Raw genomic sequence first — 18,703 nt, 5'->3', positions numbered from 1 at the left:
AGAAACTTTTTTTATTTTGATACAGGAGAATATTAGTTTTCTTCCAATATATATAAGACATATATAGAAGGGGAGAGAAAAGCGTGGAGCGTAACATATTTCAAAAAGTTCCCTTGCCATGTGCATTTCTTGATGAAGAAGCGTTAGAAAGAAACATTCAATCCATTGTTCAACTGTGTGGAAGAAAGAAAGTTCGGATAGCAAGTAAATCGCTACGATCTGTGTCCGTGATGAAAAAAATTTTAGATACAGATCGTTGTTTTCAAGGGATTATGTGCTTTTCACCAAGAGAGGCATTATTTTTAGTTAAACAAGGATTTGATGACTTATTATTAGGGTATCCTGCTTACGATCAACAAGCCCTTCAAGAAATTAGTTTACTTACAAAACAAGGGTTGACCATCACTTGTATGGTAGATTGTGTAGAACATATTGATTATTTAGAGAAAATAGCGATGGAAGTAGATGGATGCTTCCGAATTTGTATTGACATCGATATGAGTAGCCAGTTTTTTCAGTTGCATTTTGGGGTAAGACGTTCTCCGCTACGTACTGCGACTGAAGTTTTAAAGGTTATGGAAAAAGTAATTCAATCTCCTGTTTTAAAAATAGATGGTGTAATGGGCTATGAAGCTCAAATTGCAGGAGTTGGAGATGAGGTACCGAAACAAATTTTTAAAAATAAAATTGTGTCCTATTTAAAAAGAAAATCAGCAATGGAATTCGTGAAAAGAAGACAAGATATTGTAAAAGCGATACAAGGGGAAGGAATTACAATGCGCCTTGTAAACGGAGGGGGTACAGGAAGTATACAAACGACAATGCAAGATGAATCTGTCACAGAGATTACAATAGGCTCAGCTTTCTACTCTCCTAAGCTCTTTGATTATTATAAAGATATTTATTTTGAACCGGCTGTTGGTTTTGCTTTGCCAATTGTTAGACAACCGGAGCCTCATATATATACTTGCCTAGGCGGTGGATATATCGCTTCAGGAGCAGTTGGAAATGATAAAGAACCTATGATTTGGGAACCAAGCGGGGCAAAATTGTTAGCTTTAGAAGGAGCTGGTGAAGTGCAAACACCTGTTTATTATGATGGTTCAGAGCATGTAACAGTTGGAGGAGCTATGTTATTTCGACATAGTAAAGCAGGAGAACTATGCGAACGTTTTTCATCGTTACATCGTATTGCAAGTAACAAGATTATAGGAGAGTATTCCACATACCGGGGGGACGGACAATGCTTTCTATAGAAGGACAGAAATGGAGAAACTGGACGGGAAATGTAGAGGGAAATCCGCAATATATGATGTATCCCAAAAATATACAAGATGTAATTAAGGCTGTACATTTGGCGAAAGAAATGGGGAAGCGAATTCGTGTTGTTGGTTCAGGCCACTCGTTTACACCACTTGTTCAAACGGGAGAAATTCTTCTTTCGTTAGACGAGTTACAAGGAATTTTAGGCATAGATTCACAATCATCAATAGTAGAGGTGTGGGCTGGAACGAAGTTGTCATATCTAGGAAGAATGTTACAAGAAAAAGGGTATGCGCAAGAAAATTTAGGAGATATAGATTCACAATCTATTGCAGGGGCTATTAGTACAGGAACGCACGGAACTGGTATTACATTTGGGAGTTTGGCGACACAGGTTGTAGAAATTACCGCTGTCCTTGCCTCGGGAGAAACTATCATTTGTTCTGAGAAAGAGCATCCTGAATTTTGGAAAGCATTTCAGTTATCGCTCGGTATGCTTGGAGTTATTGTAAAAGTGAAATTAAAAGTTGTATCAGCTTATATGCTTATGTATAAAAGTAAAAAGGAATCATTTTCTACTGTTATGAACAGCTTGGAAGAATATAAAAAACATCGTCATTTTGAATTTTTTGTGTTTCCATATTCAGATGATGTGCAAGTGAAAATTACAGATGAAACGACAGGGAAAGGGATGGATGTAAAGTGGCATAAGTTCAAGACGGAACTACTTGAAAATATAGCTTTTTCACTATTGTCTAAAGGATGCAAGCTGATGCCATCTATAAGTAAAAGGGTTAGTAGGCTTTCTGCAAAGGCGGTACCGAATGGACAAATAATAGGGCCAAGTTATCAAATATTTGCAACATCCCGTAATGTTCGTTTTTATGAAATGGAGTATAGTATACCTGCCGAGCATATGAAAAAAGTAGTACAAGAGATTCATAATCTTATACAAGAAAAGAGGTTTCAAGTACACTTTCCGATTGAATGCCGCTATGTACGAGGAGACGATATATGGATAAGTCCTGCATATGAAAGAGACTCAGCTTATATCGCTGTGCATATGTATAAAGGTATGAAATATGCTGCGTATTTTACAGCGATAGAGCGTATTTTTCAAAAGTATGAAGGACGTCCGCATTGGGGAAAAATGCATGCAATGGGATATGAGCAATTGCAACGCGTTTATCCTAAGCTAAGCTCTTTTTTGGAAGTTAGAAAAGAGGTAGATCCAATAGGAATGTTTTTAAATCCGTATTTGTCAAAAATGTTTTCTATTCATGAAAAAAGCTGACAATTATTTGTCAGCTTTTTTGAGTGTAATTGCATTTCTTGTATGGCTTATATGCTCATAAAATAATAATTTATCTCGACTAAATACATGTAATAATACATGAAGAATGAAGAGACCATTAATTGAGAACATAAACAGTAATATAATGAGCATAATTAATGGGTGAGCTTGATTTAATATGGAACTACTAGAGAGAATATAGTTGATTCCGCCTAAAACAAAATAGAACAGGCCGTAACGAATGCATAATTCTTTAATGGTGATTCGTTCATTTTCTCCTTTTATATGAATACGAAGAAGTGCTTTCCCAATTGTTTTTCCGTTCGTCAAATACGGAATGACGATGAAGTAAATGAAGACGGCACATATGGTGAAAATAAGTTCATATAGATTCGTATAAGACTGGATACTAGAAATGAAAATAGAATTCCCTTTATTTTTTATAACTGGTACAACAACGGATAAGAAAATCCAATCAATTTGCAGTGCGATTAGGCGGCGAATAAATCCAACCGGTTTTGTAGTTAAATCGATATGAGCATCTAATTCATTTGATTTAGGAAGGAAGTACGTGAATATCGGTGCAATGAAATAACCAACTGCTCCTCCTAGTGTATTTAAAAATAGATCGTCAACATCGAATAAACGATACGCACAATTATATATACCGTACAATCCAGTTACTTGTGTTACTTCAAAAAATAGTGAGAGACAAAGTGAAAAGAAGATTGTTTTGAAGAAACCAAGACGGAAATAGTAACGTAAATATATGCCGAATGGAATCGTTAACAGTGCATTAAAAGCAACTTGTAAAAAGGCAGATTCCTTTAATAAGTAGAAATAGGTAGTAGGCTTTGCTAATACCGCTGCTGTATGGTTGCTAATTTCTTGAATGAAATAAAATGGAACAAGCTGAAAGTGCTGTGTGTTAGCTGGCTGCAGGCTACACGTATCATACGTTTGCGGCAGCGGTAAGATAACAAGAAAGTAAGCGTTTAGCAAGTAAAGAAGCAAAGAATATAAAATAAATGAACGCCATTTATTTAAATAGCCATATTTCCTGTAATTAAATATTAAAAATGGAATTAATAGAATCATTGCTAAAATGGGGAATAGAATAAATGCCGTTTTAATTGGAAATAAATAAGCTGTCAAAATGTGACTCCTTTCAAAAAAAATTCGGAATCAATTATATCTTGAATAAAATGTAAAATCAAATTTTATTTTTTAGAGACCGAATTGTTTCGATAAGAAAAGGGATGGAGAAAAGCCTTACTGCAATTTTGCATAAGGCTTTTTAATGCGGATATTTAACATGCGCAGCATTAGATTTTGATGAGAGAATATAGCCTTGGAATTGTTGTTCCCATGGCATAGTTGTAGTTTCTTGTTTTTGAGAAATCCACTCATGATAATCTGATTGTGTTTTCCATAACATACGAATCATATATTCGTTTCCATGCTCAGTACGTTTCATACGAGAGAATTCTAGATTAATAAACCCGTATGTACCAGAGTTTGGATAGTATTCTTGTAAAGAACGAATAATTTTCTCTTCATAACCGAATTTAATATGAATGAGTTTAGTAACAATAAACATGATTGCACCCCTTTTGTATGAGTAATGAGAAATTAGAGTGAATATCCTGTTTCAGTCATAACATGTGCAATCCCTCCTGTTAGTCTTACGAAGCTATGGCATATTTGAATAGCAATTTACCCCGTTCGTAATGAATTTTGTAATGTATGGTACATGTAATATTATACTATTCTGAAAATTCAAAGTAAACGAAAGGAAGACGACAAATTTTTTATCCAGCGTTACCAGACAGTAAGACCCCCACCTCAAAATTATGTAAAATAAAGAAGTTAGGTGGGAGATCAAGGAAACCCGACTGATTACAGTTTCAATTTATAAAAATAGAGCTATCCTCCGATAGGACAGCTCTTTCATTCTCATAGAAAAATGATAGTAAGTACACTCACAACGATAGAAAGAGAAGTATTTTAAATTCCCTTTAGCCATAATATTCATAAACCATTTCAATGAAATATACGTAGTGATAAATGTCGCAATAAAAGCAACGAGGTAAGGTACAAATAATGTATTTAAATTTGAATCTTTTGCAATGCCTGTAATACTTTGTAGCAAGTTGACACAAGCTGTCAAAAGAATGATTTTGAATCAGTAAGGTTCCTGCGGGATTTGACAATGTTTTTAATGTCGTGTAATCTGTTGTTTCTAATATACGAATCTATTTTTTTGTAAGATTTGTATGAAAAACAGTTATTAAAAGTTAAGTGTTTATTACATTTTATGGTTTGTTTCGCTTTTTTTGTCATGAAAAATAAAGTGTATTTAATGATTTTGTAAACAAACTGTAAAGTAAATCATGTATAACTGTATGAGAAGGGAGTCGGATTATGAACTATTTTAAGCGAATCAGTAGTCTAGTATTAGCAGGAATTATTGGTCTTTCTAGTACAGTCGCTGTAAAAGCTGAGTCAAACGACGAGAAACTGGACAACATGCAACAGCAATTGCAGCAGAATAACAATGATATTCAGCAAAAGGAACAAGAGAAGCAAGCTGTTAATAAAGAAATACAAGATATTGAAAGTGAACTACATAATTTAAATAATACAATTGCAAAAAACAAAGAGGAACAGGCTGATATTCAAGGGAAAATCGATGAAACACATAAGCAAATTGAGCAGAAAAAAGGAGAAATTATCGTTTTAGAAGATAAAGTACTTGCTCGTAAAGATATTATGAAAAAACGTATGGTTTCTGTTCAAAATAGCTCAAATACAAGTTTAGTAGTCGAAGTTGTAGTAGAATCAAAGAATTTTGCTGATTTCTTACAACGTATGAATGCAGTATCTACAATTTTAGATGCAGATAAAGAGATTTTACGTCTTCAAGAACAAGATCTTCGTCAAATTGAAGAAGATAAAAAAGTAATTGATGAAAAAGAGGCATCTTTAGAAATAGATAAACAAAAGTTAGCAAAAGCACAAGCAAACTTACAAGAGAACTTGAAAAAACGTCAAGAAAACTTACAAGCTGTGCAAACGAAATATAATCAAATTGCAGGCCAAATTAATTTAGCTGAACAAGAAAAAGCGAAAATTGAATCAGACATGAAGGCAGTCCAAGAAACAATTGCTCGTGAACAAGAAGCTGCAAGATTAGCAGCGGAAGCTCAAGCAAAAGCAGAAGCAGAAGCGAAGGCTGCGAGGGAAGAAGAAGAAAAAGCAAGAGCAGAAGTGGAAGCAGAAAAAGCACAAGCTAAGCAAGCTGAAGCTACACCAGCACCTACGCAAACTGAAACGACAAAACCAGCTCCAGAGCAAGATCCAGCACCGTCTAACGGTGGGCGTGAAATCTATGTAGAGGCTACTGCTTACACAGCTGATCCAGCTGAGAATGGTTATAAACCAGGTGATACTGTAAAAACTGCAATGGGTCATAACTTAACTGCAAACCCAGGAATGAAGTTAATTGCTGTAGATCCAAGTGTTATTCCATTAGGATCCACTGTATATGTTGAAGGTTATGGAAAAGCAATTGCAGGTGATACGGGTGGCGATATTAAAGGTCATAGAATCGATGTATTGATGCCGAATAAAGCTGCTTCTAGCGCATGGGGACGCAAAAAAGTTAAAGTTACAATTTTAAATTAAACTGAAATCCAACTTTACATGTAAAGTTGGATTTTTTTATACATTAAATGTTAAGTTGAGTTTACATTTTGTGAAGTTTAGCATACAATAACGGTAAGAGGTGGTAAAATTGTCCATTTGTAATAGAGTAAAGGAACTAAGAGCCCGCTTTAACTTCACACAAAGCATATTAGCTGAAAAAGTCGGCGTAACAAGGCAAACGATTGCTGCAATTGAAAAAGGGGATTACGTTCCATCGTTGTTATTAGCGCTGACGATTTGTGATGTATTTGATTTAAAGATGGAGGATGTGTTTGTTTTAAATAAGGAGGGAGAAAAAGGTGAATAGAATCATTTTGTCTTATATGGTGAATGTGTTATTTGTCGGGTTGGCTAGTTGGGCATTTGTTGAATTTTATTATGCTGTTATAGAGTTGGAAAATATTATTCAAAGTGAGAAAGTACCATTTGAGGTAACCATAAATATTACACCGTTTTTATTGCTATTGATTGTGGCGATTGTATCAAGTGTTTTTTATAAAGTGCAAAAGAAGAAACATAAAAAATTATCCTTTTGGATGTTTCCCCTTTTATTTCCGCAAGATGATGAGCGTGAGGAAGTCATTACCGCAAAAGCATGTCGTACAACTTTTAAGGCACTTTGGTTTGTGATACCGACTGGAGCTGCACTACTTGTTATGCATCCGATTGTTAGTCCGTATGTTCCAGCATATCCAATATATATTGTATTTCTCATCTCTTTTATACAAATGACCATATTCCATATTTCACTTTATCGAAATAAAATTGCTTAAAGACGTGCTGCGGCATGTCTTTTTTTATTAATCCCGCATTAACGGGCAGTAATACTCCCACCTTAAAATTAGGTGAAAGCAATGTCCAGCTCCAGCGGCTAGAATCTCCGGTCNNAAAAGCCCGATTGGTGAGGGCTTATAATCAGTGGGGGATGAAGAAAACCCCCACTGATTAAAGTTTCACTTTATAAATATCCCATTTTTTACAAAAAATTAATGTGTGTCGAAGTGAAGATTTACAAACGTTTTTTATGATGGAAATGTGACGTATTGAATAAAGGGAGTGGGGAAATGAAAAAAGCGTTGTTATATGGCGGGATGATTGCAAGCGTATTATGGACAGGGAACGTTGTACATGCAGAAACATTGGAAAAGCATACGCAGCAGGTTGTAAGTAAAATAGAGACGTTACCACAAGGAAGCATATCTAACCCTGCATACCGCGGGAAAGTGGAACAAATGGTAACGGATTTTATTGGTAAAAAACATAAGGATACAAAGATTAATCGGGTTGCTTCATTTAAAATGCCAAGTGGAAGGGCTGAAATTACAGCATCAACTCCGGATGGGAATACCCTCGTTGTTACAGAGGCAGATTTAGGACAAATTCAAATACTATCAATTGCAGATGTAGAGAATATAAAAGTATTAGGAAATGTAAGCTTTAAAGAAATGCATACAGAAGCAGAAGTAACGAGTGTAACGGTTACACCAGACGGAAAGTACGCATTAGCTGCTTTTCGGACAGGCGATAATCTTTATCATGCAAATAAAGGAAAAGTGGCAGTTGTAGAATTAGCATCACAGCAAGTTGTCAAAACGTATGAAGTAGGGGTAGGACCAGACTCGGTCGCGTTAACGGCGGACGGAAGAACATTGATTATTTGTAATGAAGATGAGGAAAACGATCCAAATGATGAAAATGAAGTGAATATGAAAAAAACAAAACGGCCAGGAAGTATTTCTATGATTACATTTCCTGATGGTGATGTTATGCACGGAGAACATGTAGAGCTTCCAATCGATATGAATAACGTTGAAAATGGAGCAATCTATAAGCATGATCCGCAGCCAGAGTATGTAGCGATTAGCCCAAAAGGAGATAAAGCCGCTGTTACATTACAAGAAAATAACGCGGTAGCAATTGTAAATATTACAGAAAAACGAATTGAAAATATATTTGGTCTTGGCATTACAACCCATAAAGCTGATTTGAAAAAGGATGGAACCGTATCTTTTCAAGATGAGATAACTGCACGCTTAGAACCAGATGGTGTGACGTGGGACCCGTCTGGGCGATTTCTCATTACTGCCAATGAAGGGGATCTTAGTAAAAACGAATTGAAGGATGGTGTGAAATCAGGGGGGAGAAATATTACTGTATGGAGTCAAGCTGGCTCTCTTGTGTATGATAGTATGAATCTGATTGATGAAAAGGTAGCATTGGCTGGTTTATATCCTGATACTAGAAGCGAAAATCGCGGAAGTGAAGTAGAAAATGTGGCAACTGGTATGATAAAAGGAAAACCTATTTTAGCAGTAGCTGCTGAAAGAGCAAATGCTGTATTATTTTTTGATATAACAATTCCGATGTTTCTGGTTTATATTGGACTTGTGCCATCAGCTGGGGCAGCACCGGAAGGGATTCATAAAGTAAACGGTCGAGATGTATTTGTGAGTGCAGATGAAGTAGATGGAGTATTAAGTTTTTATCATATAGATCAATAAGTTTTTTCTTTCGGTCTAACACTTGTACATAAAGCTATCTTACTTTATCATCTTATATAGAAGTAAGATTTTGTAAAGGGAAGGAATTATGTATGAATAAGAGGAGAATATATAGTATACTAGCAGTTCTTTTATTTGTTGTAGGTGGCATTTTAATTGGTAAGCCATTTTATGATGGATATATGGCAGAGAAGAAGCAAAAAGAAAATGTACAAGCTGTTCAGAAGATGGAATATGAAAAACAGGACACACAATTTGTAGATGCATCTAAAATTGACCAACCTGATTTATCAGAGGTAGCAAATGCATCATTAGATAAAACACAAGTAATTGGTCGTATTGAGATTCCGAGTATTTCATTGAAACTCCCAATTTTAAAAGCTTCTACTGAGAAAAATTTATTATCAGGAGCAGCAACTGTAAAAGAGAATCAGGAAATGGGAAAAGAAAATTATGCATTAGCAGGGCATAATATGTCAAAAAAAGGTGTTCTATTTAGTGATGTAGCATCATTAAAAAAGGACGATAAAATTTATCTGTATGATAATGAAAATGAATATGAGTACGTTGTGACGAATGTGACAGAAGTAACACCTGATAAATGGGAAGTAGTAGAAGATCACGAGAAGAAAGAAGTTACACTTATTACATGTGTGTCTGTATCGGATAACTCGAAGCGTTTTGTTGTTACAGGTGATTTTGTTCAGACTAAGAAAATAAAAAGCTGAGGGAGCAATCCCTCAGCTTTTTTAGTCCATCCATTTTACTAGTTTTTTAGAAAGTAATAATAAAACACATCCTAAAACAATAGCGACAGCTCCTATAACAGTGAATACTTCTGAATATCCAAGTGCAGTTGTAAAACTAGCGAGTTGGCCCCCTAAAATGTTAGCGATCCCTGAACTAGCTAACCAAACCCCCATTAGTAATGAAGCGAGTTTGACTGGAGCAAGAGAACTTACCATTGATAATCCAACAGGTGATAAGAATAATTCACCTAATGTGTGGAAAAGATACGTGAAAACAATAAATAATAGGTTTGCTTTCTCAGTAATGTTGTGTTCGTCACTACCTGTTTTTAATGTAGCAATAACGAGAACGATATAACCGATTCCAAGTAAAATCATACCGAGTCCCATTTTCGTTGGGATTTTTAGGTCTCCACGTTTTGTTGTAGCAAGCTTAGCCCATAGTGCTGAAATAGCAGGGGCAAGCAAAATGATAAACAGTGGATTAACTGATTGGAACCAAGATGTTGGGATTTCCCATCCAAATACAGAACGATCAACAAAATTGTTTGTATATAATGTTAACGAGCTACCGGCTTGTTCAAAACCAGCCCAGAAGAAGACAACGAAGCAAGTTAGAATAACGATAACTGCTGTATGTTGTTTTTCTTTTTTTGTAAGTGGTGTATTACCAGTTGTTTGTGTACCCGATGCTGTTTGTAAATCTCTTGTTGGTTTTTTACCGATATCGCCAAGGTAGCGATTAGACAATGTTGTAAATAAAATTTGACCGATAATCATACCAATTGAAGCGGCTAAGAATCCGTAACGGAAGCCGTAATGAACAACGCCATCTACAGTTGTTTTGAATAAATTTTCTGATAAAAATCCGCAAACGAGTGGAGCTAAAAATGAACCGACATTGATACCCATGTAGAAAATGGTAAATGCACTATCACGTTTTGGATCATTTTCTTCATATAATTCTCCGACAAGTGTAGAAATATTTGGTTTGAAGAAACCATTACCAATAATAATAAGCGCTAGCCCAAGATATAGGCCAATTTGATTTTGTAGAGCAAATAGCGCAAGGTTACCGATTGCCATTGTCACGCCGCCTATCGTGATAGCTAAGCGTTTTCCAAGAAATCGGTCAGTTAAGTATCCGCCAATCATTGGAGTGAAGTAACATGCTCCAGTGTAAAATCCGTAGATAGAAAGTGCCCAAGCAGGACTAAATCCAAGGCCACCGCTTACTAAAGCTGTTGTTAAGTATAGTGTTAATAATCCTCGTAATCCATAGTAACTAAATCGTTCCCACATTTCTGTGAAGAAGAGTAGATATAAACCTGGAGGATGTTTTTTGTTTCTTTGTTGTTTTTTCTCAAGTTGCATCGCTGATTCCATATAAGTTTCCTCCTGACACAAACGAAAACAAAGTTAATAGTTTTATATGTTTAATAGTTTACTTTATTAACTATTAAATGTCAATAAAGGTCGATTTTTCAGAAGAAATTGGAAACCTTCAAAGATATAGAATGGGGATTTCTTTTGTGATAGACTATGGACTATGTTTGTTCTAGTGGGGAAATAAAAAAACATATAAAACCTTTCTTTTTTAGATGGAAGAGAGGATCCAGCTATGGATAGAAGCGGTCAGTGCCTTTTTTAGCCCCTTGCGATGGAAAACAAAAGTAGAAAATGAGTGGAGGTCTTCTTTTGTTTGCATAGCTGTAATTTATATGTAGAACCAGATTATAAGTAGTTGGAAAATTGATATCCCTCTTTCTTTTTAGATGGAAGAGAGGATCCGGTCATGGATAGAATCGGTCAGGGCTTTATTTAGCGCCGTGCGATGGAAAACAAAAGTAGAAAATGAGTGGAAGTCTTCTTTTGTTTGCATAGCTGAAATTTATATGTTGAAAAACGATATGTATAGGATGAGAAGGATTTCATCTTATTTAAAAATAAAGAAGGAGAAAGAAATGAAATCATTACAGAAAAAAGAAATTTTACTTATGAGCCTTATGCTATTCTCGATGTTTTTCGGGGCTGGAAATCTTATTTTCCCACCTTTTCTTGGATATGAAGCAGGAGAACATGTGTGGATTGCGTTACTTGGATTTATTATATCAGCAACAGGGCTTCCCATATTAGGTGTAATCGCAATTGCGAAAGCAGGAAGTTTCCAAGGATTAGCTAATCGTGTACATGCTTCTTTTGCAATTATTTTTCCTTGTCTTATTTATTTGTTTATTGGTCCAGGATTAGGTATACCACGTGCAGGGAGTTTAGCTTTTGAAATGGGACCCGGTCAGTTTTTCCCAGAGGCGGGTAATGTATTACTATGTGTTTATACTGTTATCTTTTTTAGCATTGTCTATTGGTTAAGTTTATCACCATCAAAATTGATGGGGTTATTTGGGAAGTTGTTAACACCGTTATTATTATGTATGATTGCTATTATTTTTATCAAAAGTATGATGACGCCAATAGGAAATGTTCAAGAACCGATAGGGAACTATAGAGGGTCTGCGGTATTTCAAGGATTTTTAGATGGATATTTAACGATGGACGCTTTAGCGGCGTTAATTTTTGGGATTGTTATAGCCAATGCTTTGCGTGCAAAAGGAGTACACGACGAAAAAGGCTTAGCAACATATATGAGCATGGCTGGTATCGGCGCAGGTCTTTTATTATCTCTTATTTACGTTATTCTCGGATATATTGGATCGATAAGTGGCTCGCTTGGAAAGTTTGATAATGGTGCACAAGTGCTAGCTCACGTGATGACTGCATTATTTGGCCAAAGTGGTACAGTATTATTAGGAATTATTTTTACTGTTGCTTGTTTATGTGTGTCAATTGGACTTGTTACATCATGTAGTCAATTTTTTGCGGAAGTATTTCCTAAAATTTCTTATAAAGTGTGGGCTTTTATTTTAAGTGCTACTAGTATGATCCTTGCGAACTTAGGATTAACACAAATTTTAAAAGTATCCGTTCCGATTCTTGGATTTATTTATCCAATTGCTTTAACGCTTATTATTTTGGGGTTATGCCATAAATATATTGAGCAGTATACGTATATATATCCAGTTACCATTGGAATAGTAGCGCTGTTTAGTGGGATAGATATTTTAAATCGTAACGTGTTCCTTTCAAAGTGGACACCTATACTAGAACATATTCCGTTGTATACAGAAGGAGTAGGCTGGATTATTCCAGCGATTGTAGGCGGCTGTTTAGGAATGGTTGTAAGTGCTTGTATGAATAAAAAGGATTAGAAAAAGGTGTTTTCCTTATTGGGAAACACTTTTTTTGTTTACTCTAATTCGCCTATAAACCACATCTCTTTATCGTTGGAATGAGGATCAGTGAAAATTTCTGTGTACCCCTTTACTTGTAATTCTTTAGGGATATGTAAACCGAGTTCTTTTTTTATATCGCGTTCTTGTGATAAGGAAATCCACTGTGGCCCGTCCGTAGATTTGTCTAAAAAGCCTTCAAAAAATCGTTCTATGCCTTGTTTATTACATACAATTAAGATATTAGAAGTTTGTAAGCTAGGAAATGAGGCACAAAAATAAATACGATATTCTTTTCCAGCTATAGTTTTTAAATGGATGAAATGTTCTACTCGGTTAATGATTGTTTGTAAATAAAATCGTTTCACTGATTTTGATCTGATGTGAGAAGGAGGAAACGGAAGATGAATAGACCAACAGCCTAAAGAGGATAGCTCAGTTGTGCTGGGCAAGGAACTTGTATGCGCGGTGGTATATTTTAAAAAATTTCGGCATACTCTCCTTAAACCACGAATTTTCTTTTTTGAACAACAATTCCAAACGGACTGTTTCATAGAAGCACCTCATTTTTACGAAAAAAGATTTCCATTTACTACTATAATAGCAAAAATTGGGGTTAATAGGAGTAAATATCTTAAAAAATAGATAGTTAAAGAGTATGATATAAATAACTGGTAATTTATCCAATTGCTATGATGTGATTTACTATTTCATCGGCATGATTAGAGGGGGGAGAAAATGAAAAAGGATTTGAGTAAAAAAATAGAGGCGCTAGAAACAACGATTGATACGTTGCAGGAGACACTTTATGAGTTGAAAGCGCAGCAAAGAGTAATGGAAGAAGAAAAAGTTCAACAAGTCAGGGAACCGATTAAAGAGGAAATAGAAATTGTCATTTCGAAACCAAATGTACAAAAAGAAGAAATTGTCGTTACTGAAGAAAGAGTGAAAGAACCAGAAGTAAAGCAAGTAGACATTTCTGCATTTAAGCCTGAACCGTTTGATATAATAAAATTTTGTCAAACATGGCTGCCACGAATTTTCGTTGCCATTATGTTGCTGGGGGTCATTTGGCTATTTAAGGCAGGGGTAGATGCAGGATTACTTACGCCAGTTATTCGTATTGTATTTGGGGTAGCGTTATCAGTTGGATTGTATTATATAGGGGATATGCAAATTAAGCAGGAACGTCAAGCGCTTGGTCTCGTGCTAGCTGGAGGTAGTGTGACAAGTATTGTTTTAACAACATTTGCTGCACATTATTTGTATAACTTTTTTCCGGCCAGCGTTGCATTCATCTTAAATATTATTTGGATTATACTCGGTATTTATCTCGCTAAGCGATATCAATCAGAGTATCTTGCTATATTTGTATCGGTAGGAGCATTTTTTGTACCATTTTTATTAAATAGTGCAGCCCCTAATTCCTACATTTTCTTTGGATATGAAACGTTATTAACAATGAGTTTATTATGGTATGCATATAAAAACCGTTATCAATATTTATATATGGTGTCTTATGCTGTTTCTGTACTTGTAACGTTTATCTTCTTTGTAGTTATGACAGTATTGTTAGGAAATCTACACATACAATTAACAGTTGTTTATGGACTGATTCATCTTACACTATTTTGGCATATGTTCATTGATCGAACTTTTATGTATCAACCGAGAATGGCAGTATTCAGTGCTAATGCAATCTTCTTTATCATGTCAATTGCGAAGATTCCTGAATTTACAACATGGGGATTATTGATAAGTGCGGTTGTACACGCTGTAATGTTTGGAGCAGAATATACAAAAAATAACAAGTCATTATTTACGGATGTTTTATTTGGTTTTGCGATGGGGTCGTTTAGTTTAGCGATTTTATATGAATTTAGCTTAGTGAATGGATCCATTGTCTTAATGTTACAAGGATTTTTAGGTATTGTTACTTCTACTAAATTGAAGCAAGAAATTAAGTTTTATATAAGTGCTGTCATTTATGCGATTGGTATGCTTCAGACACTTGTTAGTCCGTTTGAGACATTTATGTCAGCTGCTTTCGTAGCTCATCTCATCTTAGTTGGAACATATTATTATGTCATGGTGAAAGTGAAACCAATGTTGCAACAATTTGGGAAGTATGCGTATTCCATTATGATGTATGGATTTATGGTGCTTATATTTGTCACGATTACTAGAATAGGAGAGGTTCTTTCAACAGACGGAAGTATTATCAGTGTATATGTGTCACTTTTATGGATGATATATGCTTTAGTATCAGTTTGGTTTGGTCGTAATAGAAGAATGAATGAAATATTATATGCTGGACTTGTTGTATTAGTTGTAACAGTCGGTAAGCTGTTTTTCTTAGATTTACCAGAAGTATCAATGATGATCCGCGCAGTGTTATTCTTACTTGTTGGTGGATTAGGAATTGTTATTTCAAGAATGTTTTTCTCGAAAGAAAAATAATTAGGTAAAAACGCGCTTCTTTCATTTGAAAGAAGCGCGTTTTTTTTAACCAACTTTTGAAGAAGAGGTAGGTGAATCTGTTTTATGAAAACCTTTCATAAAGTACACGATGACAAGTGCAATTAACCAAATTGGGCCAACAATTAATGCGATTCTTGTATCCTCTGAATAAGCCATAATTCCTAACACCAATACAAGGAAACCGAGTGAGAAATAAGAGCTTAAAGGATGTAATGGCATCTTGTACGTTAGTTTTTGTACAGATTGTGCTGATAAGCCTTTGCGGAAACGGATTTGTGCGACTAATATAATGCCCCATGTCCAAATTGCCCCGAATGTTGAAATACTTGTAAGCCATGTAAATACTTTTGCTGGAACGAGGTAATTTAAAATAACGCCAACAAGTAAAACGAAGGAAGTTGCCAAAATTCCTTTACTTGGAATGCCGTTTTTATTTAAATGACCGAATTTTTCAGGTGCCTTTTTTTGTTGTGCTAATGTAAATAGCATGCGTCCTGTACTAAATAAACCACCGTTACAAGAAGAAAGAGCAGCTGTTAAGACAACAAAGTTAATAATACCCGCTGCTTTTGCTATGCCAATTTGTTGGAATGTTAATACGAACGGACTTCCTTTATCGCCAAGTTCATTCCATGGATAAATTGCCATCATCACAAATAAAGCTCCAACGTAGAAGAGTAAAATACGCCAAAATACGTTATCAATTGCTTTCGCGAGTGTTTTCTTCGGGTTTTGTGCTTCACCAGCTGTAACTCCGATAAGTTCGACTCCTAAATAAGCAAATAACACCATTTGTAAGGAAAGAAGTAACCCAGAAAAACCATTTGGGAACCAGCCACCATGTGACCAAAGGTTCGAAATTCCAGTAGCAATTCCATCATTTCCAAATCCAAATAGAATGATGCCTGTCCCAATTACAATCATACAGATAATTGTGACAATTTTAATTAAAGCAAACCAAAATTCAAGTTCTCCAAATACTTTTACTGATAAAAAGTTGAATGCACTCATTAGTACAAGAGCCATTAACGCCCAAATCCAGCGCGGGATATCTGGGAACCAAAACTCCATATATATACCAGCGGCAGTAATTTCCGCCATGCAAGTAATAACCCATAAAAACCAATAGTTCCAACCGGTGATATATCCTGCTAAAGGTCCTAAATAATCATATGCATATTTACTAAAAGAACCAGCAACTGGTTGTTCAATTGCCATTTCCCCAAGAGCACGCATAATGAAGAAGATAACGAGCCCAGCAATCATATAGGCTAATAGAATAGAAGGTCCAGCTAATTTTATAGCGGAAGCAGATCCTAAAAATAGTCCTACACCAATAGCGGATCCAAGGGACATCAATGTGATGTGTCTTTCTTTTAGACCGCGGTTTAAAGTTCCTGATTTGTTTGTTTGCTGCATAAAAAGCCTCCTTATAGGATGAAAAAATTTGAATGCGCTTTCTTAAAGTGCGACTATTTTAAATTATAAAACATTTCTCTCTGTTATGCTACAAAAATAATTTTTGTGTTCTGTACTATATAAAATCATTCGGATTTTGTAATATATAATTGAGGATAACTTGTCGTTGTGCTTTCCTTTTGTTTAAAATGTGGCATGGGGCTAAAATAGGACCTGACCGCTTTTATGCATGGCTGGACGCTCTTTCCCAGCTAAAAAGGGAAGTGTGAAAATGCATTTAGATTTTCTAACATATAAATCACGGCTATGTAAACAAAAGGAGACCTCCAGTCGTTTTCTCCTTTTGTTTAAAATGTGGCATGGGGCTAAAATAGGCCCTGACCGCTTCTATGCATGGCGGATGCTCTTTTCCAGCTAAAAGTAAAAGAAAGGTTTTTCTTTCCTTGTCAGACCTAAACTTAAAATTCGAACTATTAGCGAATATATTGACTCTTCTTTTTATTGGTTGGTAAGATTAAGTATTACATTTTCTCGCATAATATAAGAAAAGACTGTGTGATAATAATTCATTGTGTAGGAAGGGTACCTAAGCATGTTCCAATTACAAAAGTATAACACTTCTGTGAAGCAAGAGATTTTAGCTGGCATCACAACATTTTTTACATTTGCGTACATTCTTGTCATCAATCCGAAAATATTAGCTGATGCAGGTGTACCATTTGATCAAGCATTTATGGCAACTATTATTGCAACAGTTGTCGGAACGTTATGTATGGCGTTTTTAGCAAATTATCCGATTGTTATTGCTCCAGCGATGGGGATGAATGCATACTTTGCTTATTCTGTTGTACAAAAGGCAGAAGGAATTACATATGTCATTGCATTTTCAGCGGTATTTGTCACAGGTATTATTTTTCTTCTATTATCTTTCACCTCGTTTCGGCAGAAACTTATTGTCGCAATTCCAGACAGTTTAAAACAGGCAATTGCAGGTGGAATTGGGTTATTTATTGCTTTCATTGGTCTTCGTTTATCTGGGATTATCGTGGATCATCCAACTAACTTAGTTACAATTGGAGATTTTCATTCACCAGCTGTTATTTTAACACTAGTTGGTTTAGCATTAGCAGCAGTGTTAATGGCATTGCGTGTGAGTGGTGCATTGTTCATTAGTATGATTGTGACTGGGATTATTGCCTTTTTTACAGGTCAGCTGAAGTTTACGGATAAAATTACAGCTATTCCTCATTTACCACAGGGAATCATTGTTTCAAATCCGATGACTGCATTTTCTGATGTAATTGAATATGGATTGTACGGCGTTGTTTTTTCATTTTTACTTGTATTATTATTTGATACAACAGGAGCTTTGCTTGGTCTCATTAAACAAGCGGGTTTAAATACAGATAATGCTGAAAAACGTTTCGGTAAAGCATTTATTGCTGATGCAATCGGTGGTACAACGGGAGCTATGTTTGGAACAAGCCCAACAGCAGCAACGATTGAATCATCAGCGGGAATTGCAGCAGGTGGTAAAACAGGGTTAACAGGTATGGTGGTCATTTGCTTAACAATTATTACGGCATTTTTCAGTCCGGTAATTGCTTCTTTATCGAGTGTAGCAGCAATTACTGCGCCATCATTAATTATTGTAGGGAGTTTAATGGCACAAAGTATTCGTGATATTAATTGGAGTGAATTTGAAGATGCATTACCGGCATTTTTAATTTTTGTAGGGATTCCATTAACATCTAGTATCGCGAACGGAATTGCACTTGGATTTTTAATCTATCCAATTTTAAAAATTGTGAAGGGGAAAGGAAGAGAAGTTCATCCGCTTCTGTATTTCTTTGCAATTTTATTTGGGTGTCATTTATTCTTATAATCATATAGGAAAGGGTACTTCTCTTAGGAAGTACCCTTTTTTCGTGTATAATAAAGTGAAAGTTTAATTTGTAGGAATTTAATATAAAGCATGAAACATGAAAAAGAAATTTAATT

At 35.4% G+C, this 18,703-nt stretch carries 14 protein-coding genes and 3 pseudogenes; 11 read left to right on the top strand and 6 right to left on the bottom strand.

The window, feature by feature from the left end:
• The first annotated feature begins 83 nt into the window (after window positions 1-83).
• Complete coding sequence (locus tag CN373_RS15430) at window positions 84-1,256, top strand: amino acid deaminase/aldolase (RefSeq protein ID WP_098359649.1); 1,173 nt, start codon at window positions 84-86, stop codon at window positions 1,254-1,256.
• Window positions 1,244-2,557, top strand: a complete 1,314-nt coding sequence (locus CN373_RS15425) for a D-arabinono-1,4-lactone oxidase (protein WP_098359648.1) — start codon at window positions 1,244-1,246, stop codon at window positions 2,555-2,557. Before CN373_RS15430 ends, CN373_RS15425 begins: the two co-directional genes overlap by 13 nt.
• A 3-nt stretch (window positions 2,558-2,560) precedes the next feature.
• Here the strand turns inward: CN373_RS15425 and CN373_RS15420 are convergent, their stop codons facing one another.
• The 3 genes and pseudogenes from CN373_RS15420 to CN373_RS15410 form a co-directional block, all read right to left on the bottom strand.
• Window positions 2,561-3,712 (bottom strand): VanZ family protein, encoded by a 1,152-nt coding sequence (locus CN373_RS15420; RefSeq protein ID WP_098359647.1) that lies wholly within the window; start codon window positions 3,710-3,712, stop codon window positions 2,561-2,563.
• A gap of 142 nt (window positions 3,713-3,854) precedes the next feature.
• Window positions 3,855-4,157 (bottom strand): hypothetical protein, encoded by a 303-nt coding sequence (locus CN373_RS15415; protein ID WP_098359646.1) that lies wholly within the window; start codon window positions 4,155-4,157, stop codon window positions 3,855-3,857.
• A 356-nt stretch (window positions 4,158-4,513) separates the two neighbouring features.
• Window positions 4,514-4,709 (bottom strand): annotated as a pseudogene (locus tag CN373_RS15410) (undecaprenyl-diphosphate phosphatase); the annotation flags it as partial.
• Between the two features lie 272 nt (window positions 4,710-4,981).
• On the opposite strand from CN373_RS15410, the pseudogene CN373_RS15405 reads away from it, so the two are divergent.
• The 6 genes and pseudogenes from CN373_RS15405 to CN373_RS15385 all read left to right on the top strand — a co-directional run.
• Window positions 4,982-5,852, top strand: a pseudogene (locus CN373_RS15405) (coiled-coil domain-containing protein); the annotation flags it as partial.
• A gap of 71 nt (window positions 5,853-5,923) precedes the next feature.
• Window positions 5,924-6,244 (top strand): annotated as a pseudogene (locus CN373_RS26190) (3D domain-containing protein); the annotation flags it as partial.
• 100 nt (window positions 6,245-6,344) lie between these two features.
• A complete protein-coding gene (locus tag CN373_RS15400) occupies window positions 6,345-6,572 on the top strand; it encodes a helix-turn-helix transcriptional regulator (protein WP_098359645.1) in 228 nt (75 codons plus the stop codon).
• Window positions 6,565-7,038, top strand: a complete 474-nt coding sequence (locus CN373_RS15395) for a DUF2178 domain-containing protein (RefSeq protein WP_113708501.1) — start codon at window positions 6,565-6,567, stop codon at window positions 7,036-7,038. The genes CN373_RS15400 and CN373_RS15395 overlap by 8 nt, the downstream gene beginning before the upstream one ends.
• Window positions 7,039-7,329: 291 nt before the next feature.
• A complete protein-coding gene (locus CN373_RS15390) occupies window positions 7,330-8,766 on the top strand; it encodes a choice-of-anchor I domain-containing protein (RefSeq protein ID WP_098359644.1) in 1,437 nt (478 codons plus the stop codon).
• A gap of 92 nt (window positions 8,767-8,858) precedes the next feature.
• Window positions 8,859-9,494, top strand: coding sequence for a class A sortase (locus tag CN373_RS15385; protein ID WP_001042654.1), 636 nt, complete (start codon window positions 8,859-8,861; stop codon window positions 9,492-9,494).
• Between the two features lie 21 nt (window positions 9,495-9,515).
• On the opposite strand, the gene CN373_RS15380 is transcribed toward CN373_RS15385, so the two are convergent.
• A complete protein-coding gene (locus tag CN373_RS15380; protein WP_098359643.1) occupies window positions 9,516-10,901 on the bottom strand; it encodes a peptide MFS transporter in 1,386 nt (461 codons plus the stop codon).
• A gap of 611 nt (window positions 10,902-11,512) precedes the next feature.
• Here CN373_RS15380 and brnQ1 point away from each other — a divergent pair.
• Window positions 11,513-12,781, top strand: a complete 1,269-nt coding sequence (brnQ1, locus tag CN373_RS15375; RefSeq protein ID WP_430794190.1) for a branched-chain amino acid transport system II carrier protein BrnQ1 — start codon at window positions 11,513-11,515, stop codon at window positions 12,779-12,781.
• A 38-nt stretch (window positions 12,782-12,819) separates the two neighbouring features.
• On the opposite strand, the gene CN373_RS15370 is transcribed toward brnQ1, so the two are convergent.
• Window positions 12,820-13,356 (bottom strand): DUF3916 domain-containing protein, encoded by a 537-nt coding sequence (locus tag CN373_RS15370; RefSeq protein WP_002055785.1) that lies wholly within the window; start codon window positions 13,354-13,356, stop codon window positions 12,820-12,822.
• A 184-nt stretch (window positions 13,357-13,540) separates the two neighbouring features.
• Here CN373_RS15370 and CN373_RS15365 point away from each other — a divergent pair, with 184 nt between their 5' ends.
• The gene (locus CN373_RS15365) at window positions 13,541-15,262 is read left to right on the top strand and encodes a DUF2339 domain-containing protein (RefSeq protein WP_098359641.1); all 1,722 of its coding nucleotides are present in this window, start codon (window positions 13,541-13,543) and stop codon (window positions 15,260-15,262) included.
• A 45-nt stretch (window positions 15,263-15,307) separates the two neighbouring features.
• Here the strand turns inward: CN373_RS15365 and CN373_RS15360 are convergent, their stop codons facing one another.
• Window positions 15,308-16,702, bottom strand: a complete 1,395-nt coding sequence (locus CN373_RS15360; RefSeq protein ID WP_098359640.1) for an amino acid permease — start codon at window positions 16,700-16,702, stop codon at window positions 15,308-15,310.
• Window positions 16,703-17,294: 592 nt separating this feature from the next.
• On the opposite strand from CN373_RS15360, the gene CN373_RS15355 reads away from it, so the two are divergent.
• Window positions 17,295-18,587: an NCS2 family permease gene (locus tag CN373_RS15355; RefSeq protein WP_098359639.1), complete on the top strand. Its 1,293-nt coding sequence runs from the start codon at window positions 17,295-17,297 to the stop codon at window positions 18,585-18,587.
• Window positions 18,588-18,703: the final 116 nt, after the last annotated feature.

The sequence above is a fragment of the Bacillus cereus genome, from assembly GCF_002561295.1.
GTDB lineage: Bacteria > Bacillota > Bacilli > Bacillales > Bacillaceae_G > Bacillus_A > Bacillus_A cereus_S.
This window is presented reverse-complemented; position numbering and strand designations above follow the sequence as displayed.

Bases quoted from the DNA above. Each gene is read 5' to 3' on its own strand.
- CN373_RS15425 (WP_098359648.1), top strand. From the start codon at position 1,244: ATGCTTTCTATAGAAGGACAGAAATGGAGAAACTGGACGGGAAATGTA.
- CN373_RS15415 (WP_098359646.1), bottom strand. From the start codon at position 4,157: ATGTTTATTGTTACTAAACTCATTCATATTAAATTCGGTTATGAAGAG.
- CN373_RS15390 (WP_098359644.1), top strand. From the start codon at position 7,330: ATGAAAAAAGCGTTGTTATATGGCGGGATGATTGCAAGCGTATTATGG.
- CN373_RS15385 (WP_001042654.1), top strand. From the start codon at position 8,859: ATGAATAAGAGGAGAATATATAGTATACTAGCAGTTCTTTTATTTGTT.
- CN373_RS15380 (WP_098359643.1), bottom strand. From the start codon at position 10,901: ATGGAATCAGCGATGCAACTTGAGAAAAAACAACAAAGAAACAAAAAA.
- brnQ1 (WP_430794190.1), top strand. From the start codon at position 11,513: ATGAGCCTTATGCTATTCTCGATGTTTTTCGGGGCTGGAAATCTTATT.
- CN373_RS15370 (WP_002055785.1), bottom strand. From the start codon at position 13,356: ATGAAACAGTCCGTTTGGAATTGTTGTTCAAAAAAGAAAATTCGTGGT.
- CN373_RS15365 (WP_098359641.1), top strand. From the start codon at position 13,541: ATGAAAAAGGATTTGAGTAAAAAAATAGAGGCGCTAGAAACAACGATT.
- CN373_RS15360 (WP_098359640.1), bottom strand. From the start codon at position 16,702: ATGCAGCAAACAAACAAATCAGGAACTTTAAACCGCGGTCTAAAAGAA.
- CN373_RS15355 (WP_098359639.1), top strand. From the start codon at position 17,295: ATGTTCCAATTACAAAAGTATAACACTTCTGTGAAGCAAGAGATTTTA.